The organism is Clostridium pasteurianum BC1, assembly GCF_000389635.1.
Taxonomy (GTDB): Bacteria; Bacillota; Clostridia; order Clostridiales; family Clostridiaceae; genus Clostridium_I; species Clostridium_I pasteurianum_A.
On sequence record NC_021182.1, the window covers coordinates 1,393,061 to 1,416,102 of the forward strand.

The following is a 23,042-nucleotide window of genomic DNA, read 5'->3' on the forward strand; positions in this document are numbered from 1 at the left end:
AATTGATAGTTTTTATCACAAGGCTAATAGTTACTATGTTGGAGGAGATAAAATGATTATTGGTACTGCGCAAATAAAACTAGGAGCAAATTGGGTTCATTCATTAAAAGAAAAAAGAATGATTGTAAAAAGTATTATTGGAAAAGTTAAAAATAAATTTAACGTATCCATAGCAGAAGTAGATAATCAAGATTATCATCAAACTATAAGTCTGGGTATAGCCTGTGTTAGCAGTGAAAGAAAACATGCAGATGAAATGATTCAGCATGTAATAAATTTTATTGAAGGTAATACAGAAGCAGTTTTAGAAGATATAAACGTAGAGATATTGTAGTGGAATAATTTTGAAATAAGAGAACATATATAAGAATTTTGTGTAAAATAGAATAAAATTGATGCAAAATAAAGTTAATAATTTTTAGTTTGTCATATTGCAATAAAATTTACATTATTTTATCATAAAGTATTGAATTTTTTCTCTATTCTTATTAGAATTAAAGACGGAGTAAGTAATTTTTAATTACACATAAATATTCTAAAGTAATAGATTTTATAAATCATACGGGACATATTTAGTCCCTCATGGTCGCGGGAGGTATGTATATGAAAACGATAGCTGTATTAACTAGTGGTGGAGATGCACCTGGAATGAATGCTGCCATAAGAGCAGTAGTAAGAACTGCTCTTGATAAGGGCATTAAGGTTATGGGAATTGAAAGAGGGTATAGTGGACTAATAAATGGTGAGCTCTTTGAAATGAAAAGAAAGGATGTAGCAGATATAATTCAAAGAGGTGGTACTATTTTAAGAACTGCTCGTTGTGCTGAATTTATGACTGAGGAAGGAAGAAAGAAAGCAGCAGGTGTCTTAAAGGTATTTGGCATAGATGGACTAGTTGTTATAGGTGGAAATGGCTCATTTATGGGAGCTCAAAAACTTTCAAAGCTTGGAATTGCTACAGTTGGTATTCCTGGAACTATAGACAATGATTTGTCATATACAGATTATACATTGGGTTTTGATACTACCTTAAATACAGTATTAGATGCTATAAATAAATTAAGAGACACTTCTACTTCCCATGAAAGAGTAAGTATAGTTGAAGTAATGGGAAGAGACTGTGGTGATATTGCTCTTTATTCAGGTATAGCTGGAGGAGCAGAAAGTGTTGTAATACCTGAAAAGGGTTACGACTTTGATGAATTATGCAAAACTATTCTTGAAGGAAAATTGAAAGGAAAAATGCATAGTCTGATTATAGTTGCAGAGGGAATTGGCGGTTCAATTGAGTTGGCAAAAAAAGTTGAAGATATTACAGGTATTGAAACAAGGGCTACTATTTTAGGGCATATTCAAAGAGGTGGAAGTCCGTCAGCCTTTGATAGAATGCTTGCTTCAAAAATGGGTGTGAGAGCTGTAGAAGTTCTAATTGAAGGAAAAACATCAATAGTTATAGGAATAAGAGAAAATAAGATAACTGATGATGACATAGATGAAGCTTTAGCTATGCCAAGGAAATTTGATGAAAGACTATATGAGATATCAGAGATGCTTTCAAGGTAGCTTTCATTAAAACTAGAATGGATCTTATGAAGAAATTAGGGGTAAAATATTTCATTACTTATACAGAATTATATAAAGATGCTACACTCGTAAATGTTACTATATTATGTAAACATTTACGAGTGAGTAATTTACACCTAAATTCTCACTAATTATGGGGTTTCCAATATTTCAATCTTAATTACACTAAAATGAAGGAAATGCAGGAATAATTATCTGCTTTCCTTCATTTTTTATTTCTTTATACTAGAAATAAAACTTCATAAGATAATTTAACAAGAAATAAAATTTATTTTTCTCAATAGATATGTTGACAAAATAAAACTTTTGAAGTATTATAAAAACATGATACGAAATAAAATTTTTTAAAATGTAGCAAATGAGAAAAAATATTTTGTATATGGAAAAATATTTTTATCACTATAAGTAAAAGGGGGATGTAAAGTATGAATAAATCATGGTTGGAATTAGAAGGTAAAACAGTAATTGTTACAGGAGGAGCATCTGGAATAGGCAAAGCTGTTGCCCAAGAGTTTTTGGATAATGGAGCTAATGTAGTAGTAGGGGATATGAGCTCTGAAGCACCTGAATTTGAGATAAAGGAAAATAGTGGTAAAGTATTATATGTAAAAACAGACGTAACAAATTTTCACAGTGTGAATAAAATGGTTTTCAAAGCAAAAGAAAATTTTGGAGACGTTGATATTTTGATAAATAATGCTGGAATTAATATTCCAAGATTATTGGTAGATGGCAAAGAACCAAAGGGTAAATATGAATTAGATGAAGCTATTTTTGATAAGATTGTAAACGTTAACCAAAAGGGCGTATTCTTTTGTGCTCAAGCAGTAGCAAGAGATATGCTCAAAGAAGGAAGAGGGGTAATAATAAATATGTCTTCAGAAAGTGGACTTGAAGGGTCTGAAGGGCAAAGCATTTATGCAGCAACTAAGAATGCTGTTAATTCATTTACTAGATCCTGGGCAAAAGAATTAGGCAAAAAGGGAATAAGAGTCGTTGGTGTAGCGCCAGGAATTCTTGAGGCAACAGGTTTAAGAACAATAGAATATGAAACAGCATTAGCGTACACTCGTGGAATTACTGTAGAAGACTTAAGAGCGGGATATAGTAAAACATCTACAACACCTCTTGGAAGATCAGGAAAATTAACAGAAGTTGCAGATTTAGTTTGTTATCTTGCTTCTGACAGAGCAAATTATGTTCATGGAGTAACCTACAATGTAGCAGGGGGTAAAACTAGAGGTTAAAGATTAATTAATTATTGAAAGGGAGGATTTTAAAATGATACCTATTATTATAGCTGCTCATGGTAAATTGGCAGGTGAACTACTAAATTCGGCTGAAATGATTTTTGGTAAGCAGGAAAATATAGAAACAATATTATTTGTACCAGGAGAAAATACAGAAGATTTAAAAATTAAATATAGAGAGAAACTGGAACATTTTAAAGATTCAAAAGAAGTATTAATTATAGTGGATTTATTTGGTGGAAGTCCATACAATGCAGCCTTTGAAATTGCAATTATAAATGAAAATATTGACATTTTAACGGGAGCAAGTTTACCAATGTTATTAGAAGTTTTATCTGTTAGAGATGGTGAAAATATTAAAATTCAAGACATTATAAAAACTATAAATGACAGCGCAAATTCTTACATTCGTTCATGTAAACAATTACAAGCAAGTATAGAAGAGGAGGAATTATAAGATGATAATTAATTTAGTTAGAATAGATGATAGATTAATTCATGGACAAGTTGCTACAGTATGGGCAAAGGAAGCAAAAGCAGAGAGAATAATTGTTTGCAGTGATCAGGTAGCAAATGATCAAATTAGAAAATCTTTATTACTTCAAGTAGCACCACCAGGAATCAGTGTAAATGTTATTGGGATTGATAAGGCCATACGTGTTTATAAGAATCCTAAATATGAAAATGATCATGTGTTTTATTTGTTTACATGTCCTCAAGATATTGTAAGAATGGTTGAAGGAGGGGTGGATATTAAAAGTGTCAATATCGGAGGAATGGCATTTAGAGAAGGCAAAAAACAGATAACAAAGGCTGTTTCAGTAGATGATTCAGATAGAGAAGCCTTTAAAAAATTAAATGACTTAGGAATCGAGCTGGAAATTAGAACAGTAGCCACAGATTCTAAAACTAATATTATGGATAAATTATAAAATTTATAATAAAAATAGGAGGGATTTCTATGGAAATAGGTGTAGTTCAAGTTATATTGATATTTATTATATCCTGTGTTGTTGGTATGGGAAGTGTTTTAGATTCATTTCAAACCCATCGTCCGCTTATTGCATGTACGTTAATAGGGTTAGTATTAGGTGATATTAAAACTGGAATTATATTGGGTGGTACTCTGGAACTTATAGCTCTTGGATGGATGAATATAGGAGCAGCACAATCCCCAGATTCAGCTTTGGCAAGTATAATTTCTACAATATTGGTAATAGTGGGACATCAATCAATTTCAGCAGGAATAGCTGTTGCGTTACCAGTAGCAGCCGCTGGACAGGTCTTAACAGTATTTGCAAGAACTATTACAGTTGCCTTTCAGCATGCAGCAGATAGATATGCAGAAAAAGGCAATTTTAGAGGAATAGATTTCTGTCATATTTCTGCATTGGTAATTCAAGCTTTACGTGTAGCAATTCCAGCACTGATAGTTTCACTTTTCGTAAGTCCAGCAGGAGTAAGTAGTCTTTTAGGTATGATACCTCCTGTAGTTACAGGCGGTCTACAGGTAGCTAGTGGATTTATAGTAGCTGTTGGATATGCTATGGTTTTAAACATGATGGGTGCAAAACACTTAATGCCATTTTTTTATCTAGGATTTGTAGTAGCAGGCTTCACTACTTTCAATTTAGTTTCTTTTGGAGTTATAGGAGCAATAGCAGCAGTTATATATATTCAGCTAAATCCTAAGTTCTCTGCACCTAAATTTAGTGGAAATCAAAATGTTGTTGAAGCAGCTGGTGGAACAAAAATTTCATTAGATGACGAACTAGATGATGAACTGGACGATTAAAATTATAAATAAGATAGGGGGTATTTAATATGACTGATAAAAATAATAATGAAAAGAAACTTACAAAAGCGGATCTTATAAATATGTTTTTACGTAGTAATTTACAGCAAGCATCCTTTAATTTTGAAAGAATTCATGGATTAGGTTTTTGTTTTGATATGGTTCCTGCCATAAAAAGACTATATGCTACTAAGGAGGAAAGAATAAGGGCTCTAAAGTCACATTTAGTATTCTTTAATGTTACGCCAGGACTTGTAGGACCAATTTTAGGAATAACTGCTGCAATGGAAGAAACTAAAGCTAATGGAGCAGATATAGAGGAAGCATCAATAAACAGTTTAAAAGTTGGATTGATGGGGCCTTTAGCAGGGGTAGGAGATCCTGTAATGTGGGGAACTTTACGTCCTATTATGGCGGCACTTGGAGCATCTATAGCATTAACAGGAAATTTATTGGGTCCACTTATATTCTTTATTGGATTTAATTTGGTAAGATTGGCATTGTTATGGTTTGGACTTGACTATGGATATAGGAAAGGACTGGATGTAGTAAAAGATTTGGCTGGCAATACGTTACAAAAACTAACAGAGGGTGCTTCAATTCTTGGATTATTTGTTATGGGCGCTCTAGTTTCTAAATGGACTAGAATTGATGTGCCATTGGTAGTGTCAAAAACAACTGGGCCAGATGGCAAGCAAGTAATAACAACTGTACAAAATATTTTGGATCAATTATTACCTGGTTTATTGGCATTGATACTCACATTAATAATATGTAAATTACTTAAAAAGAAAATGAGCCCAATTTTATTGATATTTATATTATTTGGTGTGGGAATAGTTGGTTATTGGTTAGGTATATTAAAGTAATTCTCAATAATATGTACAAGTATAGATGCTCGTAAGAAGTAGAGAAGAATTCGAATGAGTTAGGATTCTGAAAAAATATTAAATATTTAAGGAGTGGATTTATAAATGAAAACTAAAGCAGTAAGATTATATGGAAAAGAAGATTTAAGATTAGAAGAGTTTGAATTGCCAGAAATGCAAGATGATGAAATTATAGCTGAAGTAATTAGTGATAGTTTATGTATGTCAAGTTATAAAGCATCAGAACTAGGAGGAGATCACAAAAAAGTACCTAATAATGTACATGAAAATCCAGTAATTATAGGACATGAATTCTGTGGAAAAATTCTAAAAGTAGGGAAAAAGTGGTCTCATAAATATAAAGAAGGAGATAAATTTGTAATACAACCTAATCTTGGAGTAGAAGGAGGATTAGCACCTGGATATTCATATAAATATATAGGTGGAGATGCTACTAAAATTCTTATTCAAAATGTAGTTATGGAAAATGATTGCTTATTAGAATATAATGGAAAGTCATATTTTGAAGGTTCTTTAGTTGAACCATTATCTTGTGTTATTGGTGCATTCAATGCTAATTTCCATATGGCAGATGGTGAGGATTATGAGCACAAGATGGGAATTCATGAAGGTGGAAATCTAATATTACTAGGGGCAACTGGACCAATGGGATTCCTAGCTATCGACCTTGCTTTACATGGTCCTAAAAAGCCTAAAAATCTTGTCGTTACCGGAATTGTTCAAGATAAAATAGATTTGGCCAATAAATTATATACAGAAGAAGAAGCAAAAAAACAGGGGATTAACCTGAAATATGTCAATACTAGTGGCATAGAAAATGATGTAGAATATTTAAGAGGACTTACAAAAGATAATTATGGTTACGACGATGTATTTGTTTTTGCACCAGTAAAACCTTTAGCAAAATCTGCTTCGGGCCTATTAGCTTATGATGGCTGCTTGAATTTCTTTGCTGGTCCAGTAGATAATAAATTTTCAGCTGAATTTAATTTTTATGACGTACATTACAATTCAACTCATGTAGTAGGTACAAGTGGAGGAAATACAAAGGATATGAAACAAGCACTTAGATTGATTGAAAATGGAGATGTAAATGTGGCAAAGATTGCTACACATATCCTTGGCCTGAATGATGTGGCAAAAACTACATTAAATCTTCCAAACATACCTGGTGGTAAAAAGGTAGTATATACTCATAAATCATTAGAATTAACAGAAATAGAAAATATGAAGAATATAAATAATGATAATTTTATTAAAGAATTGAATAAAATAGTAGATAATCATGGTGGATTATGGAATGCAGAAGCTGAGGAATATTTAATAAAATATGCTCCAGAAATATAAAAAATATATTTTGTACTGAATAAAGAATAAATTGGTAATGAAAGCAGACTGAACTTCAATAAGTTCGTCTGTTTTTTATTAAATAAAATTTTTTTAAATATAGATTTCAAGACAAGAATGAGAATAAATTTAGTATTATAAAAAATTATTTTTTGTATAATAGTATTGACGAAAAAAATGTTTTGTTTATTATGTTAAGTTGAGAAGAAAATTCTTAATGTAATATATAAAAATTTATTAATAAATTATCTATGATAAGTTACGTTGTTAAAAACCGTTAATTCTGATAAAAAATAAGTACCACTAAAAATTTATGATTATTTGTTTTTTAACGAATTTAGTAAAGGGGCAATAAAATTGTTAAATAAAGAAAAAAATGTATTGGATAAAATTCTTTCAGTATATGGAACCTTGTACGAAGCAGAAAAAAAGATTGCAGATTATGTTATAGACAATCAGCAAAAGGTCATTGATATGACAGTTTCAGAATTATCTTTTGAAAGTGGTGTCAGTGAAGCTACTATAATTAGATTTTGTAAAAAGTGTGATTTTAAGGGTTTCCATCATTTAAAGATAGAAATGGCAAAGGAAATGGTGACTTCAGAAGAAAAGAATATATCAAATGACTTGAATTCTAATAATATAGGTCAATCACTTAAAAATAGAAATAAAACAAACTATATCCATGATGGATGAAAATGACATCAAGAAAATATTAAATGTAATTAAAAATGCAAGAATTGTTCAATTCGCAGCATTAGGTAATACTATACCTGTAATTTTAGATGGGGCATATAAATTTAGTCAAATAGGGATATCCACTGTGGCAAATACTATTTGGGAAAATCAGCTTGCTTTTGCATATACATTAACTGAAAAGGATGTGGTGATAGCTGTATCTAATTCTGGAGCATCTAAGAGACTTATAACTTTAATTGATGTTGCAAATAAAAAACATGCTACAACAATTTGTATAACAAATCATGAAAAGTCTCCTTTAGCCAATAAATGTCAATATAAAATAAATACAGCTACAAGGGAAAAACTATTTTTTGATGAATTTAGTTTTACTAGAGTATCTGCTATGGTTGTTGTAGAGGTATTATTTTTATTATTAGTTTCAGAAAAGGGAGATGCATATAATTGGGTTAGTGAACATGAGGAATCTATGGTAGATGATAAAATTTAAATGATAAATGGAAATTGGAATTTCTATTAAAAAATCTATTCATATCTATTATATATAATTTATTAATTTGATTAGCAATCAGAAGTCTTAGCTATCTTATCTTTTTAGAACATGAGATAATTAAGACTTCAATTTCTTATTTGTTTAAAATTTTTTATGATATTTAACAACATAAATGTGAGTGTATTCACAGATGTGCAAATATATATTATAATAAAAGTGACCACTGGTATTTACTAATGAGCAATTATTGAATACCAGTGGAAAGCGTGATAAAGCAAATCCAATATTTCATTTAAGAAAGTAGGGAGGCATATGTCAAAATGGGATGAAACAAGAATGTTAGTAAAAATAGCACAATTATATTATATAGATAATATGACACAAAGTGAAATATCTAAGAAATTAGGTATTTATAGAACTACCATAAGTAGACTTTTGAAAAAAGCTAAGGATGATGGTATAGTAAGTATTACTATAAAAAGTGACTACAATCAATGCTTTGAACTAGAAAAGCAGATAGAAAAAATGAGAGTGTAAAATAATCTGTGTAAACTCCATAAAGATGATATAATTATTCTTATTAAATGGAGGGTGCACAGATTATGTCTTTTTCAAGAAAGGAACTTATTAAACAACTTATTAAGGAAACAAAGCCTACAAGTGCAAAAGATGTTCAAGAAACATTGAAAGATCTATTCGCCGATACGCTTAAAGAAATGTTAGAAGCGGAGCTTGATGACCATCTGGGATATTCTAAATATGACTACAAAAATAAAAATACATCTAATAGTAGAAATGGACGAAGCTCTAAAAAGGTAATTTCAGATCTTGGAGAATTTCAACTTGATGTACCAAGAGATAGAAACAGTAGTTTTGAACCGGAGGTTGTTAAGAAAAATCAAACAGATATATCTGGAATTGAAGATCAAGTTATTGGTATGTATGCAAAAGGAATGACTACCAGAGATATTGCTACTCACTTAGAAAACATATATGGTTTTGAGGCTTCGCCTACACTAATATCTGGTATAACAGATAAAATTACTCCTATAGCTAAAGAATGGCAAAATAGACCATTAGAAGCCGTTTATCCTATAATCTTTATGGATGCCATACATTATAAAGTTAAACAGGATAATAGAGTCATAAACAAGGCTGCTTACGCAGTTATTGGAGTAAACTTAGATGGTATTAAAGAAGTTTTGGGAATTTGGATTGGAGCTAATGAAACATCAAAATACTGGCTCTTAGTATTAAATGAACTTAAAAATAGAGGGGTTAATGATATACTTATAGCTTGTGTTGATGGTCTTAATGGATTTAAAGAAGCTATTAAAGCGATTTATCCTCGTACTGAGATTCAGAGATGCATAATACATCAAATTAGAAACTCTTCTAAATATGTATCTTATAAAGATTTAAAAGCATTCAATGCAGATTTAAAACTAGTATATACATCTGCAACAGAAGATGCAGCCTTAGCGGAGCTAGCTAAATTTGAAGAAAAATGGGGAGATAAATATCTTATTGCTATCCGCTCATGGAAAGCTAATTGGGAAGAACTTTCTACATTCTTCAAATACCCGCCAGAGATACGAAAAATAATATATACTACCAATGCAATGGAAAGCTATAATAGACAATTAAGAAAAGTAACCAAGAGTAAAAGCGTATTTCCTTCAGATGATGCTTTACTTAAAATGCTTTATCTAGCAACAATGGATATAAGCAAAAAGTGGACCCAATCTATACGTGGATGGGCTCAAATACTAGCTCAATTATCTATATATTTTAGTGATAGGCTTGAAACTGTAATTTTTTAAATTTACCTATAATCTTCTAGTCATAGCTATAATGCTTTACTGTAAAAATATATAATAAATATAAAAAACTAGGTTTTTATATTTCTAATACCAAACCTAGTTTCTCATAAAAACATCTAATTTAAAATTTCTTATGGCAGTTTACACAAAATTATTGACAGACTCGAAAAAATCTTTGGGGTGAAAGAGGCTTGCATAATACCATCGGAGCCTAAGCAAACTAATGTTGTAAGGTCTCAAGCTCTTGGATATGCAGCAGCAGAATATTTAAAAAGAATAGCTAAAGATGGCGATGCTATCGGGTTTGCATGGGGAACTACTTTAGCTTCTATGGCAAGGGAATTAACAAATTGTAAACCGATATCTGCTAATATTGTACCATTAGTTGGCGGATTTAGTGATAGCGATAGCGAAAACCATGTAAGTACCATAGTCTCTAAAGTGGCAAATGAGTTTAAAGCAAAAGCACATTATCTCTATGCGCCAGCTATAACTTCTGACAAAATTATAAAAGATGCAATAGTAAAGGATACAAACTATAAAAATATATCTCAGCTTTGGGAAATAGTAAATATAGCTTTTGTAGGCATAGGAGCACAAAGTAGATCATCTAATTTATTATGGAATAGTGAGTATAGAGATGGTAGTACTATAGATGTAAACAATAATGATGCTATAGGAGAAATATGCTCAAGATTCTATGACATAAATGGGAATATAGTTAATAATGAACTCAATGACAGAACTATTGCTATAGAATTAGATAGGTTAAAAAATTTAAAATATTCTGTAGGAGTAGCAGAGTCACATGAGAAAGTTCCATCAATATTAAGTGCATTAAAAGCAAGGGTTATTAATGTGCTAATTACTACAGATGAAACTGCTAGATTACTTTTAGAGCTAGATAGTCAGATTAAAAGAGTAGAGATTAAAAAATAATTTTAAATAGGAACTATTAAATATAAAAGATATCATAAGAAAAATGATATCCTTTTATTTTTATGGAAACTGTTAAGTACTAGAAAATAATTTGTGTTAAGATAAAATTTATAATTTTAATAGCTATTCTGTTTGTTGTTATATTATTAACAACAATGAATGTTAATAATATTTATGCTTATATTATGCATATGATAGTTAAATATTTAACAATTAATTATTAAAAAATACATGAATAAATAGTTAGTATAGATACGTATATTAAAATATAATGATTTATGAAGAAAAAATATTTAAAAATTGATTGACATTTAACAAACAATGACAGATAATATATATAGACATTAGTGCTACATTGCACATTAGTGCAATGTATTTTTGAAAAATATATGTAACTAATATGATTTGAAATTGCTATGTATTAAAATTAAGAAAGAGGTGTAACTTATGAAAGTTAGTAATGTTGATGAATTAAATGTAAGGTTAGAGGAAATGAGAAAAGCCCAAAGAAAGTTTGCAGAATACTCACAAAAGCAGGTAGATGAAATCTTTAGGCAGGCAGCTATGGCGGCGCTGGATGCAAGAATACCACTGGCAAAAATGACAGTAGAAGAAACAGGTATGGGACTTGTTGAAGATAAAGTTATAAAAAATCATTTTGCAGCTGAGTATATATACAATCAATATAAAGATGAAAAGACTTGTGGCGTAGTAGAAACAGATGAATCCTATGGTATAACTAAAATTGCAGAACCCATAGGCATTGTGGCAGCTGTAATACCAACAACTAATCCAACCTCAACAGCAATATTTAAAACCTTGATATCACTAAAAACAAGAAATGCCATAATGTTATCACCACATCCAAGAGCAAAAAATTCAACTATAGCAGCAGCTAAAATAATACTTGATGCAGCAGTGAAAGCAGGTGCTCCAGAGGGAATAATAGGCTGGATAGACCAGCCATCAATTGAACTAACACAAATACTGATGCAGGAGGCAGATATAACTCTTGCTACAGGGGGACCATCCATGGTTAAATCAGCCTATTCCTCTGGTAAGCCAGCTATAGGTGTGGGACCAGGAAACACTCCTGTTATAATTGATGAAAGTGCACACATAAAAATGGCAGTAAGTTCAGTAATTCTTTCAAAGACTTTTGATAACGGTGTCATATGCGCTTCCGAACAATCTGTAATAGTTTTGGATTCTATATACGATGAAGTAAGAAAAGAATTTGAAGAAAGAGGAGCATATATAATTAAGGAAAATGAAATAGACAAAGTAAGAAAAACAATTTTTATAAATGGAGGCATAAACTCCAAAATAGTAGGTCAATCAGCATATAAAATAGCTGAAATGGCAGGAATTAAGGTACCAGAAACAGCAAGAATTCTTATAGGAGAAGTCACTTCTGTAGGAAAGGAAGAACCTTTTGCCCATGAAAAATTATCTCCGGTTTTGGCTATGTATAGGGCAGAAAACTTTGATGATGCACTTGAGAAAGCTGTGACGCTTGTTAATCTAGGAGGACTTGGACATACTTCAGCAATATATGCAGATATAACAAAGGCAAAAGATAAGATAGATAAATTCAGCAATGCCATGAAAACAGTGAGAACCTTTGTAAATATACCTACAGCACAGGGTGCAAGTGGAGACTTATATAATTTTAAAATAGCTCCTTCCTTTACATTAGGATGTGGATCTTGGGGAGGAAATTCAGTATCAGAAAATGTTGGACCTAAACATCTGTTAAATATTAAACGTGTAGCTGAGAGGAGAGAAAATATGCTTTGGTTTAGAGTGCCAGAAAAGGTTTACTTCAAATTTGGATGTCTTCAATTTGCATTAAGAGAATTGAAAGATTTAAATAAAAAGAGAGCATTTATAGTGACAGATAAAGTTCTTTATGATCTTGGATATGCAGATTCTATCACAAAAGTTCTTGAAGAAATAGGTGTTGATTTTAAAGTATTTACAGAAGTAGAACCGGATCCAACTCTATATACAGCTAGAAAAGGTACAGAAGAAATGATAGACTTTAAACCGGACACAATAATATCTCTTGGTGGGGGTTCAGCAATGGATGCGGCCAAAATAATGTGGGTAATGTATGAACATCCAGAGGTAAGATTTGAAGATCTTGCCATGAGGTTCATGGACATAAGAAAGAGAATATACAATTTCCCAAAGCTTGGAGAAAAGGCAATGATGATTGCTGTAGCAACTACCGCTGGAACAGGCTCAGAGGTTACACCTTTTGCTGTAATAACAGATGAGAAAACAGGAGTGAAATATCCACTGGCAGACTATGAATTAACTCCAGACATGGCAATAGTAGATGCTGAATTAATGATGAATATGCCAAAAGGATTAACAGCTGCATCAGGTATAGATGCATTAATCCACGGTATAGAAGCTTATACATCAGTGCTTGCATCAGAATATACCAATGGATTGGCATTAGAAGCTATAAGATTAATATTTAAATACTTACCACAGGCTTATTCAGAAGGTACCACTAATGAAAAGGCAAGAGAAAAAATGGCACATGCATCAACTATGGCAGGAATGGCCTTTGCCAATGCATTCCTCGGAGTATGTCATTCCATGGCACATAAACTAGGGGCAGAACATCATATAGCACATGGAACTGCTAATGCACTGTTAATTGAAGGAGTTATTAGATTCAATTCGGCAGATAACCCAGTAAAACAAGCAGCATATCCTCAATATAAATATCCAAATGCTAAATGGAGGTATGGAAAAATTGCAGATTATTTAGGATTAGGTGGAAGCACAGATGAAGAAAAAGTTGAACTTTTAATTAAGGCAATCCATGAATTAAAAGAGAAAATAAATCTTCCAATGACAATTAAGGAAGCTGGAGTCTCAGATAAAAAGTTCTATGCTACACTTGATAAAATGTGCGAACTTGCTTTTGATGACCAATGTACAGGGGCTAATCCAAGATATCCATTAATAAGTGAAATTAAACAGATGTTTATTAATGCTTTTGATAAGGCTGAGATAGATGATGAAGTAAAATAGGGGTATAAAATATTTGAGAATCTTGACTTCTGGAGTAGAAAGTTCTTTTTAGGACTTTCTACATTTATTTGTCATATGATTTTAGAGGCATTGATTTTGGAAATATTAAATTGTAATAATCTAATTTATATGATGATCAATAAATGGAAAAGAATATTTTGCTTAGTAGTTATTCTGCAAGAGTTAATATTGCTTTCGAAAAAATTGTGATTAATGGAATATATATCTTTATTTTTTATATTAATATATTATAGATAAAATTTAATCTTAAGTTGCACAAGATTAGGTTTTATGTATAATATATAGTGTAAGGCTTTTAAAAATTTTATATTAAGCGCCAGAACTTAAGAATGTGCAAGCGTAATCGATTAGATATTTTCCAGAAATTTAATAAATAAAATTTCTGGAAAATATCTTACTTAAGTTGACGAGGACAAGGAGTATCGAAAATTCGGCGGATACCTTGCGGTATGGCACTACCGAAAATATTGACAAAACCAAGAAGTAATTTTTGGGACAATATCAATAAGGTGCCTGAAAGCCTTGAAACTAAAAGTTGAAAGGTAGGTATAATTTTATGTGTGGAATAGTTGGTTATGTCGGAGAAAAAAATGCGGAATCTATTCTATTAAATGGTTTAAGAAAATTGGAGTACAGAGGGTATGACTCAGCGGGAGTAGCAATTATCAATAAGAAAGGTGAAATGAACCTGGCTAAAAGCAAAGGAAGATTGGCAAACTTAGAAGATAAGTTAAAACAAAATCCATTAGAGGGCAGTGTGGGTATAGGTCATACAAGATGGGCTACTCATGGAGAACCATCAGATTTAAATTGTCACCCACATACTAATCAAAAAAAGACAATTAGTGTTGTTCACAATGGTATAATTGAAAATTATCTAGAGCTTAAAGAATATCTTATTTCAAAGGGATATGAATTTTATTCAGAAACTGATACAGAGGTAATTCCTAATCTTATTGATTACTATTATAAAGGCAATCTATTAGAAGCAGTTATGGAAGCTACTTCTAAAATTGAAGGAAGCTATGCATTAGGAATTACGTCAGTTGATGAACCTGGAAAAGTGGTTGCAGTGAGAAAAGATAGTCCTCTTATTGTAGGTATTGGAAAAGGTGAGTATTTCATTGCCTCTGATGTTCCTGCAATTTTAAATCATACAAGAGATGTAGTATATTTGAATGATAAAGAATTTGTAGAAATGACAAAGGAAGAAATCAGCTTCTATTCTAAAGAGGGAAAGAAATTAGAAAAAGATATTCATCATGTAACATGGAATGCTGATGCAGCTGAAAAAGGTGGATTTGAGCATTTCATGATAAAGGAAATTCATGAACAACCAAGAGCAATAAGAGATACTATGGCATCAAGAATTATACCAGGAAAACCAATAAGTATAGACAATATTGCCCTAACAAAAGAGCAGATAAAAAATATAGAAAAAATATATATAGTAGCTTGTGGAACTGCATATCATGCAGGTATTATAGGAAAATATGTAATTGAAAAAATGGCAAGAATACCAGTGGAAGTAGATATTGCATCTGAGTTCAGATATAGAGATCCAATTTTTTCTGATAAAACATTATTAATTGTAATGAGTCAGTCAGGAGAAACTGCAGACACCTTAGCAGCATTAAGGGAAGCAAAAGCTAAAGGAGTAAGAGTAGTAGCTATTACAAACGTAGTAGGAAGTTCTGTATCAAGAGAAGCTGACGATGTCCTATATACTTGGGCAGGTCCTGAGATTGCTGTTGCATCTACAAAAGCTTATACAACTCAGCTTATTACAATGTATATATTAGGATTATTTTTTGCACAAAATAAGAACACAATGACGAGTGCTGAAATTGAAGATATAAAAAATAGTATGTTAACTTTACCAGAAAAGGCAGAAGAAATATTAAAGCAAAAAGAAGTATTACAAAAGTTTGCTGAAAACACCTATATGCATAAAGATATGTTTTTCCTAGGAAGAGGAATTGATTATGCTGTAGCAATGGAAGGTGCATTAAAAGTAAAGGAAATTTCATATATACACTCAGAAGCCTATGCAGGTGGAGAATTGAAGCATGGTACAATAGCTTTGATAGAAAAAGGAACTATAGTAATTGCACTTGCTACTCAAAATGATTTGTATGAAAAGATGTTAAGTAATGTTAGAGAAGTAACAACAAGAGGTGCTAAGGTACTTGGTTTAACAGTTGAAGGAAATAACAGTATAGAAAAAACTGTGGATTCAGCACTGTATGTGCCACAGGTAAACAGTGTTTTATTGCCTGTAATTACAGTTATATCATTGCAATTACTAGCATACTATATTGCAGCTGCAAAAGGATGCGATATTGACAAGCCTAGGAATTTGGCAAAATCTGTTACGGTGGAATAGAGCTTATTAGTATGGGAAATTTTTTGTAGGTATTCTAAAAAAGTCTTTAAGCATCTAAAAAAGTTTTTAAGTTGATGAATAAGTGGTTATTTTTTTTGAAGGAATTCTTGCAATTTTCATTGTAGTATATGTGGTATACAATCTGGTTTATTCATGAACAGAATAAATTGTTGCATGTTGTGAAAAACAATAAAGTTTGTCTATGAATAAAAAAATTCGGGCAACTAATACTAGTAATTGCTATCAAATATGATAGATATGTGTTAATATAAAAGCTTATATTAAGAGTTAGGAACTTTTAATCTGAAAATGATTAGGGGTTCCTAATTTTTTATTATATTAAAATAGTAGGATTAACACTAAAGAAGTAAGGTATTTAATAGTAAAGCAAGGGTATTTTATAATAAACTATTTTTAGTAAATAAAGCATCTAAATTTTGAAGGAAATTAAGTTTATTTGCAGAATAATGGTATTAAAGGAAGCATTCTAAAAAACTGAAGATAATGTCTATAATGTTAATTTCATAGTTAAACATTTTGAAAAAGTATTTTATATATTTGATTTATTTTATTAGAAATGGATATGATGTATTTGTAAATTATTGTTTATTACACTAAATAAAGAAACTAATTATTTTGATATATATTTAAGGAGAGATTAAGAATTTATGCTTTTTTATATAAAAACTTTAATATTTAGTTATAGCATAATATTTATTGATATTTTATTTTTATTAAAACACTGCGTAATAATACAAGAAAAAGATAATACAACTCATAAAATAATCCTATCGAAAGATTTAAAGCTGTTATATTATATTTTTTTAATATCAATAATATGGATATTATCTGTCGTTCCTATATTGAATTTAATAGTTAGTATATTATTATCGATAATAACAATAGTATTTATAGAAACTGAATACTTAGAACTGACAATAAGAAAATAATATTTTAATTAGTTACTTATAATATAGTGCAATTGTAGCATCTGTGTGTTATGAAGTGAAAAAGTAACTTCAATAAATTGGTAAAATTTCAGTTTATGATAATGATGTTTTTTCAGTAGAGTAGGGGTTTCATTAGAGCTAAACAAGGATGGATTTAACACAATAGATTTTAACAAAAGTATTCTATTAATAGTTTAAAATTATATTTTAATAACATTGCTTGTATTGATAAATAAAGTAAATTCCTGTAAAATTTTATAGAATACAGGCAATTTGTGGAGGATTATATGTTTTTATCAAATAAAAGTACACTAGATTTAGATGAATTAATAAAATCATTTGAGGTTGGTTATAGATCATATATAAGCAAAATAATAGTAGAATCTTTAGGCTCAAAAGAATCATTATTAGCTGAGCTTAATAAAATAGATATAAATCAAAGTTCACTTGTTAATTCTGGAAAGTACTCGGGAAAATTAAATAAGTTAAGAAAAAACTATATAGATTTATATAAATGTATAGATTATTCTTACAATTGTATGATAACTGGTGAAATTGCAGATTCAGATAGTGAAAATAGTAATGTTCTGTATGTATCAGAATTGTTAGATATTGTATTCTCTTTACTTAATCCATATTTTAATTGGTTGTGTAGAAATTTTGAAACAAAAGATCAATTTGTATATTTTTCTGAAGTATATAAAAGTGTAAGAAATGATATTATAGTAATACTATCAAAATTAAAAATAACTTATTGGAGTGAAGAATTAGGGAAGATATTTAGATTGATTAAAGATAATGCTGATTCAAAAGAATTCTCCAAATTGAGGGAGGAATTTATTAATAATAATCAGTGTTTTGGTGGAAGTGTAATTGAGATAGAATAAATTTTAAAATGGAAAATTGTTAGGTCTAATTATGACTTCAATCAAAGAGAAAATATTAAAGAACACTAATAGAATTATTAGGATTAAGTAATAAGGGTAAACGCATATAAAGAAGGTGTTAGAGATATGTATGATAAGTTAGTAGATAGTAAAGAAATAAAATTACTTTATAATGATATAGCTGGGTTAATAGATAACACTAAACAAAAAGTTTATAGGTCTGTTAATACTGAACTTATAAATTTATATTGGAATATTGGGAGAACAATAAAAGAAGATATTATAAAAAAAGAAAGAGCCGATTATGGAAAGAAGATAATAGATAATTTAAGCAAAGAGTTAATTGCGAATTATGGTAGAGGATATGGAAGAAGAAATTTGTTTAATATGGTTTCTTTTTATGAAGCTTTTGGGGATTTTGAAATTGTGCATACACTGTCTGCACAATTGACATGGTCTCATATAAAGGAACTTATATCCTTGGAAGATAATTTAAAAAGAGAGTTTTATGCAACTATGTGCAATACTGAAAGATGGAGTGTGAGAACTTTAAGAGAACGAATGGGTTCAATGATGTATGAAAGAACAGCTATATCTAAAAAACCAGAAGAAACAATAGCAAATGATTTGAAGCTACTTAGAGAAGAAAATAGAATGACACCAGATTTATTTTTTAAGGACCCTTATGTATCGGATTTTTTAGGACTTGAAGATACATATAGTGAGAAAGATTTAGAAAATGCAATACTTGCAGAGCTTGAAAAATTTATATTGGAAATGGGTTCTGATTTTGCTTTTTTGGGGAGACAAAAAAGAATTACCATAGATGATGAAGACTATTATATAGACTTACTATTTTATCATAGGAAAATGAGAAGGCTTGTAGCAGTTGAACTAAAATTAGATAAATTTAAACCAGAACACAAAGGACAGGTAGAACTATATCTAAGGTGGCTAAATAAGCATGAAAGAAACGAAGGGGAAGAAGCACCAATAGGACTAATACTTTGTGCAAAGAAATCACAGGAAACAGTAGAACTTTTGGAATTAGATAAAAGTGGAATCCATGTGGCACAATATATAACACAACTTCCTCCTAAAGAAATATTTGAGGAAAAGCTTCATAAGGCAATAGTAAAGGCAAGATTACAATTGGAGCAAAGAAACAATGATAGTGAAATTTAAATTAAAAACTATCTTAATCCTTAAATCTACTTTGTAAAGTAAGTGGTAAACTACTGGGTGTAGGGACAAAATAAACGACCATTCCTTAGAGTGGTCGTAATTTTTATTACTTATACTTTTTACAGGAAGATTTAACCCATGGATCTCAAGGTAGGTATTCTTGTAAAAATTCAGGATGTGCTTCGAATTGGACACCGGGTAGATTTTTAAACAAAAATTCAAGGTAACTATATGCTTCCAATCCATTAGCTTTTGCTGTTTCAATTATACCTATAGACTGCTGCACTGGCTTCAGCTCCTTTAGGACTTCCGGAAAACAACCAATTTTTTCTTCCAAGAGTGAAGGGTCTTATACTATTTTCAGATAAGTTATTAGAAATAGCGCAGTTGCCGTCCAGCAAATAGTTCATAAAGCCTTCTTTATTATTCACTGCGTAATCTACAGCCCTTCCTAGCTTTGACTTAGGAAGATAACTATGTTTTATAGAATCGATCCACGCCCAAAAGGCATCTAGAATCGGCTTTTCTGTTTCAAGACGCCTATTTTTTCGCTCATCCGGCGTACCATTGAATATTTATCAAGACTTATTATAAATATTATAATAAAATGCTTTCAAAATGTTGTTTTTGTTCAAACTTTATTTTAAAAACCAATTTTGACACTAACGATTTTAATTCATTTATTAAGTATACTTTAATCAAACTTTATTACAAATCCACAGTATATGGAAACATATTTTAAGGGAATATGTGCCCCGCGGGGTCATACTTAAGCGTAAAAACCTTAGTGTGTGGAATTAAAATATATTGTAAATGCACCGGTTGAGATGAATTTTACCTTGACCGGGTTTTATTTTTAAGTATATTTTATTTGAAGTGGAGTGGATAAAAGTCTATTTGCTAAAGCATTGAAATAGCTTTATTAGACATGCCTGCAGGGCAAAGAATTATCAGTACATACCTAAAAAATATTTAAAGGGCGCATCTTTGTGTGAAAAGGGTATAATAAATTGGCAGAAGCAGACACTAAAAGGGGTTGCGTTGTGTTGATATAGAAAGTATATAACTAAAAATATCATAGAATACCTATGACTTTTGTTTTATGTAAAAGAAAAAGCTAGGATATAAAAAGATAGAAGAAGAAAAGGAGATACGATGCCAGAGATAAAAAAAATAATAGAAACAGGATGGAATTTAGACAACAGTTATGCTCGTCTGCCGAAATCATTTTTTACCAGCCTCAACCCAACCCCTGTACGCTCACCGAAGTTGATCATTCTCAATTATCCGTTGGCAACATCCTTAGGGTTGAACGTCCAGGCGCTGCAAAGCAATGATGGCGTAGCGGTGCTTGCTGGCAACCAGATTCCCGAAGGCGCTTTGCCTCTTGCTCAAGCTTACGCAGGGCATCAATTCGGGCATTTTACCATGTTAGGGGACGGCCGGGCTCTGCTGCTCGGCGAACAGGTTACTCCCAAAGGTGAGCGGATTGATATTCAGCTCAAAGGTTCAGGTAAAACGCAATATTCCCGCGGAGGCGATGGTCGAGCGGCACTTGGACCAATGCTTCGTGAATACATCATCAGCGAAGCAATGCATAGGCTTGATATTCCTACCGCCCGCAGCCTAGCGGTGGTGACAACCGGTGAGTCAGTAATCCGAGAAACCGAGCAGTTTGGTGCAATTCTTACCCGCGTGGCTGCCAGTCATCTGCGTGTGGGCACCTTTCAATACGTTTCAAAATGGGGCACTGTTGAGGAGCTTCGGGCCCTGGCTGATTACACATTGCAGAGACATTTCCCAGAAGTTGACGCTGATGAGAACCGCTATCTTTTCCTGCTTCAGGAAGTGATCAAGCGTCAGGCCATGCTTATTGCTAAATGGCAGCTGGTTGGCTTTATTCACGGGGTAATGAATACCGACAACATGACCCTTAGTGGAGAAACCATTGATTATGGCCCTTGCGCATTCATGGATGCCTATGACCCGGCAACGGTATTCAGTTCCATTGACATTCATGGCCGCTATGCCTATGGCAATCAGCCGCATATTGCCGAGTGGAATCTGGCGAGATTTGCTGAAACCATATTGCCGCTACTGCATGACAACCAGGTGCAGGCTGTCAAACTGGCCCAGGATGCGATTTCAGATTTTACTGAGTTGTATCACAGTAATTGGCTGGCAGGGATGAGAGGAAAACTGGGAATTTTTAACGAAGAGCTGCAGGATGAAACCCTTATTGAAGGCCTCCTCAGCATGATGCAGAATTATGGTGCGGACTATACCAATACCTTCCGCGCATTAACTTTTGATAAGTGGTCGGATACGGTGCTGTTTGGCACCAGGTCATTTGCTCAGTGGCATGAGCTGTGGCAGGCGAGACTAGGCAGGCAGCAGGAACCAAAAATCTCCTCCCATCAGTTGATGCAAAGCAGCAATCCTGCACTAATCCCTCGCAACCACCGGGTAGAAGAGGCACTAGAAGCCGCGGTGAAACATGGAGACTACAGCGTGATGGAGAGGCTTCTTGATGTTCTTTCGTGCCCCTACGCGCACTCTCCTGAACAGGCTGATTACTCCAAACTGTCTGCGAAATCAAAGCGTCCTTACCGAACCTTTTGCGGTACTTGATATAGAAGCATTAGGCTAGCTAACTGATGTAAAGTGAAAATTAAAAATAACTGTTATATGAAAAAGGGCATATTTAATAGCCCTTTTTCTATTCCGTATATTTTTCAAAGGGTTATCTAAAATGTTTGATAAAGTCGTTTCTCAGAAACACAAAATTTGTTATTTTTTTATAAGCGTTTGTCCCAATGTATAAACTAATATGTAATGAATACTTGAAATTACAATCATTATTATTGATAATGTTCGATGTCCAGAAACATTTAATGCTATAACGGCTATTGCACAAATGAATAACTCTTGAACTAAACGAAATAACTCAGGATTAGGAACTATCTTACGAAAATCAAAAAAACCCCAAAATGTAAACACTAATATCGGTGCAAATATACAAAACAAAATCTTTTGAGTTGTACGATTGCCAATCCAGTATCCCCATAGTGCAAATGCGGCAATTATACCGAACTCCATAATACCCCTTAGAATAATATTTATCCAAATCAAGATAGCCATTTTGCGAAGCCTCCTCTATACATAAATGAACCAACTCTTATGCTATCCTCTTCTATGATTTTTTCTCCTTTTAGTGTCTCCCTGCTACTGCGCAATAATTTACAATTTTGACTTAATCTATATAGAAAGTATACCATATTACTCTATATAATCCATTATTAAAGATAAAATATATTATAGATTTATTTTACAAATACCGTATTATTCAATTTTCAAAGTACAATTTTATCTACCTATCTAATTCGGGATATATTCAGTTTTTGAACAAACTTTTTTACAAAAGTATTATATTGTTGCTCCTAGCACAATGGAATTTTAATCAAACTTTATTTGAAAAGTTATTTATTAGATTTATGAATTTAAGGCACCTTTAATCATTATTTTGTTCAATCTTTTTTACAAGGCTACATTTGATTGATAAAGTTATATTCATAAATATTTAATATGGTAAGCTTTATCATATTATTGTAAATATAAAAATAAAGAAAAGAGCAATGGATGGGGATTAGTAAAAATTCTACTTTTGAAGGAAATTAAGTTTATTTGTAGAATAATGGTATTAAGGAAAGTGTTTTAAAGAATTGAATATAATGTCTAT

Annotated in this window: 17 protein-coding genes and 2 pseudogenes; 17 read left to right on the forward strand and 2 right to left on the reverse strand. The window is 31.6% G+C overall.

From position 1 onward, the window contains the following. The first annotated feature begins 52 nt into the window (after window positions 1-52). The 16 genes and pseudogenes from CLOPA_RS06365 (at window position 53) to CLOPA_RS06445 (ending at window position 19,303) form a co-directional block, all read left to right on the forward strand. Entirely contained in the window at window positions 53-334 is a 282-nt protein-coding gene (locus CLOPA_RS06365) for a DUF503 domain-containing protein (RefSeq protein WP_015614644.1), read from the forward strand. Between the two features lie 269 nt (window positions 335-603). Further along, entirely contained in the window at window positions 604-1,563 is a 960-nt protein-coding gene (gene pfkA / locus CLOPA_RS06370; RefSeq protein WP_015614645.1) for a 6-phosphofructokinase, read from the forward strand. Between the two features lie 446 nt (window positions 1,564-2,009). Further along, window positions 2,010-2,831: an SDR family oxidoreductase gene (locus CLOPA_RS06375; RefSeq protein WP_015614646.1), complete on the forward strand. Its 822-nt coding sequence runs from the start codon at window positions 2,010-2,012 to the stop codon at window positions 2,829-2,831. 34 nt (window positions 2,832-2,865) lie between these two features. Then, window positions 2,866-3,291 (forward strand): PTS sugar transporter subunit IIA, encoded by a 426-nt coding sequence (locus tag CLOPA_RS06380; protein ID WP_015614647.1) that lies wholly within the window; start codon window positions 2,866-2,868, stop codon window positions 3,289-3,291. 1 nt (window position 3,292) lies between these two features. Beyond that, entirely contained in the window at window positions 3,293-3,766 is a 474-nt protein-coding gene (locus CLOPA_RS06385; RefSeq protein ID WP_015614648.1) for a mannose/fructose/sorbose PTS transporter subunit IIB, read from the forward strand. A gap of 29 nt (window positions 3,767-3,795) precedes the next feature. Continuing rightward, window positions 3,796-4,629, forward strand: coding sequence for a PTS mannose/fructose/sorbose transporter subunit IIC (locus tag CLOPA_RS06390; RefSeq protein ID WP_015614649.1), 834 nt, complete (start codon window positions 3,796-3,798; stop codon window positions 4,627-4,629). Between the two features lie 29 nt (window positions 4,630-4,658). Beyond that, window positions 4,659-5,498 (forward strand): mannose/fructose/sorbose PTS transporter subunit IID, encoded by an 840-nt coding sequence (locus CLOPA_RS06395; protein WP_015614650.1) that lies wholly within the window; start codon window positions 4,659-4,661, stop codon window positions 5,496-5,498. Between the two features lie 105 nt (window positions 5,499-5,603). Next, window positions 5,604-6,866: a zinc-binding dehydrogenase gene (locus tag CLOPA_RS06400; RefSeq protein WP_015614651.1), complete on the forward strand. Its 1,263-nt coding sequence runs from the start codon at window positions 5,604-5,606 to the stop codon at window positions 6,864-6,866. Window positions 6,867-7,223: 357 nt separating this feature from the next. Continuing rightward, window positions 7,224-8,055: pseudogene (locus CLOPA_RS06405) on the forward strand (MurR/RpiR family transcriptional regulator). Window positions 8,056-8,370: 315 nt separating this feature from the next. Further along, on the forward strand, window positions 8,371-8,595 hold the full coding sequence (locus CLOPA_RS06410) for a sigma factor-like helix-turn-helix DNA-binding protein (RefSeq protein WP_051115612.1): 225 nt from the start codon (window positions 8,371-8,373) through the stop codon (window positions 8,593-8,595). A gap of 65 nt (window positions 8,596-8,660) precedes the next feature. Then, on the forward strand, window positions 8,661-9,881 hold the full coding sequence (locus CLOPA_RS06415; RefSeq protein WP_015614553.1) for an IS256 family transposase: 1,221 nt from the start codon (window positions 8,661-8,663) through the stop codon (window positions 9,879-9,881). A gap of 153 nt (window positions 9,882-10,034) precedes the next feature. Further along, window positions 10,035-10,820: a sugar-binding transcriptional regulator gene (locus CLOPA_RS06420; RefSeq protein ID WP_278246050.1), complete on the forward strand. Its 786-nt coding sequence runs from the start codon at window positions 10,035-10,037 to the stop codon at window positions 10,818-10,820. A gap of 447 nt (window positions 10,821-11,267) precedes the next feature. Next, window positions 11,268-13,874, forward strand: a complete 2,607-nt coding sequence (gene adhE, locus CLOPA_RS06425; RefSeq protein ID WP_015614652.1) for a bifunctional acetaldehyde-CoA/alcohol dehydrogenase — start codon at window positions 11,268-11,270, stop codon at window positions 13,872-13,874. Window positions 13,875-14,451: 577 nt separating this feature from the next. Next, window positions 14,452-16,281 carry a glutamine--fructose-6-phosphate transaminase (isomerizing) gene (gene glmS / locus CLOPA_RS06430; RefSeq protein WP_015614653.1) on the forward strand — a complete coding sequence of 610 codons (1,830 nt, stop codon included), beginning with the start codon at window positions 14,452-14,454 and terminating at the stop codon, window positions 16,279-16,281. A gap of 1,237 nt (window positions 16,282-17,518) precedes the next feature. Beyond that, window positions 17,519-18,118 carry a hypothetical protein gene (locus CLOPA_RS06440; RefSeq protein ID WP_015614655.1) on the forward strand — a complete coding sequence of 200 codons (600 nt, stop codon included), beginning with the start codon at window positions 17,519-17,521 and terminating at the stop codon, window positions 18,116-18,118. A gap of 126 nt (window positions 18,119-18,244) precedes the next feature. Next, window positions 18,245-19,303 carry a PDDEXK nuclease domain-containing protein gene (locus CLOPA_RS06445; protein WP_015614656.1) on the forward strand — a complete coding sequence of 353 codons (1,059 nt, stop codon included), beginning with the start codon at window positions 18,245-18,247 and terminating at the stop codon, window positions 19,301-19,303. 145 nt (window positions 19,304-19,448) lie between these two features. Here the strand turns inward: CLOPA_RS06445 and CLOPA_RS24185 are convergent. Further along, window positions 19,449-19,836: pseudogene (locus CLOPA_RS24185) on the reverse strand (IS66 family transposase); the annotation flags it as partial. Window positions 19,837-20,458: 622 nt separating this feature from the next. Between CLOPA_RS24185 and CLOPA_RS06455 the strand changes: the two are divergent. Then, window positions 20,459-21,934, forward strand: a complete 1,476-nt coding sequence (locus tag CLOPA_RS06455) for a protein adenylyltransferase SelO (RefSeq protein ID WP_015614657.1) — start codon at window positions 20,459-20,461, stop codon at window positions 21,932-21,934. Between the two features lie 159 nt (window positions 21,935-22,093). Here CLOPA_RS06455 and CLOPA_RS06460 read toward each other — a convergent pair whose 3' ends face one another. Further along, window positions 22,094-22,444, reverse strand: coding sequence for a YrdB family protein (locus CLOPA_RS06460; RefSeq protein WP_015614658.1), 351 nt, complete (start codon window positions 22,442-22,444; stop codon window positions 22,094-22,096). Between the last annotated feature and the right edge of the window lie 598 nt (window positions 22,445-23,042).

Excerpts from the sequence above, each read along its gene's own strand:
- CLOPA_RS06365 (WP_015614644.1), top strand. The coding sequence starts at position 53 with ATGATTATTGGTACTGCGCAAATAAAACTAGGAGCAAATTGGGTTCAT.
- pfkA (WP_015614645.1), top strand. The coding sequence starts at position 604 with ATGAAAACGATAGCTGTATTAACTAGTGGTGGAGATGCACCTGGAATG.
- CLOPA_RS06375 (WP_015614646.1), top strand. The coding sequence starts at position 2,010 with ATGAATAAATCATGGTTGGAATTAGAAGGTAAAACAGTAATTGTTACA.
- CLOPA_RS06380 (WP_015614647.1), top strand. The coding sequence starts at position 2,866 with ATGATACCTATTATTATAGCTGCTCATGGTAAATTGGCAGGTGAACTA.
- CLOPA_RS06385 (WP_015614648.1), top strand. The coding sequence starts at position 3,293 with ATGATAATTAATTTAGTTAGAATAGATGATAGATTAATTCATGGACAA.
- CLOPA_RS06390 (WP_015614649.1), top strand. The coding sequence starts at position 3,796 with ATGGAAATAGGTGTAGTTCAAGTTATATTGATATTTATTATATCCTGT.
- CLOPA_RS06395 (WP_015614650.1), top strand. The coding sequence starts at position 4,659 with ATGACTGATAAAAATAATAATGAAAAGAAACTTACAAAAGCGGATCTT.
- CLOPA_RS06400 (WP_015614651.1), top strand. The coding sequence starts at position 5,604 with ATGAAAACTAAAGCAGTAAGATTATATGGAAAAGAAGATTTAAGATTA.
- CLOPA_RS06410 (WP_051115612.1), top strand. The coding sequence starts at position 8,371 with ATGTCAAAATGGGATGAAACAAGAATGTTAGTAAAAATAGCACAATTA.
- CLOPA_RS06415 (WP_015614553.1), top strand. The coding sequence starts at position 8,661 with ATGTCTTTTTCAAGAAAGGAACTTATTAAACAACTTATTAAGGAAACA.
- adhE (WP_015614652.1), top strand. The coding sequence starts at position 11,268 with ATGAAAGTTAGTAATGTTGATGAATTAAATGTAAGGTTAGAGGAAATG.
- glmS (WP_015614653.1), top strand. The coding sequence starts at position 14,452 with ATGTGTGGAATAGTTGGTTATGTCGGAGAAAAAAATGCGGAATCTATT.
- CLOPA_RS06440 (WP_015614655.1), top strand. The coding sequence starts at position 17,519 with ATGTTTTTATCAAATAAAAGTACACTAGATTTAGATGAATTAATAAAA.
- CLOPA_RS06445 (WP_015614656.1), top strand. The coding sequence starts at position 18,245 with ATGTATGATAAGTTAGTAGATAGTAAAGAAATAAAATTACTTTATAAT.
- CLOPA_RS06455 (WP_015614657.1), top strand. The coding sequence starts at position 20,459 with ATGCCAGAGATAAAAAAAATAATAGAAACAGGATGGAATTTAGACAAC.
- CLOPA_RS06460 (WP_015614658.1), bottom strand. The coding sequence starts at position 22,444 with ATGGCTATCTTGATTTGGATAAATATTATTCTAAGGGGTATTATGGAG.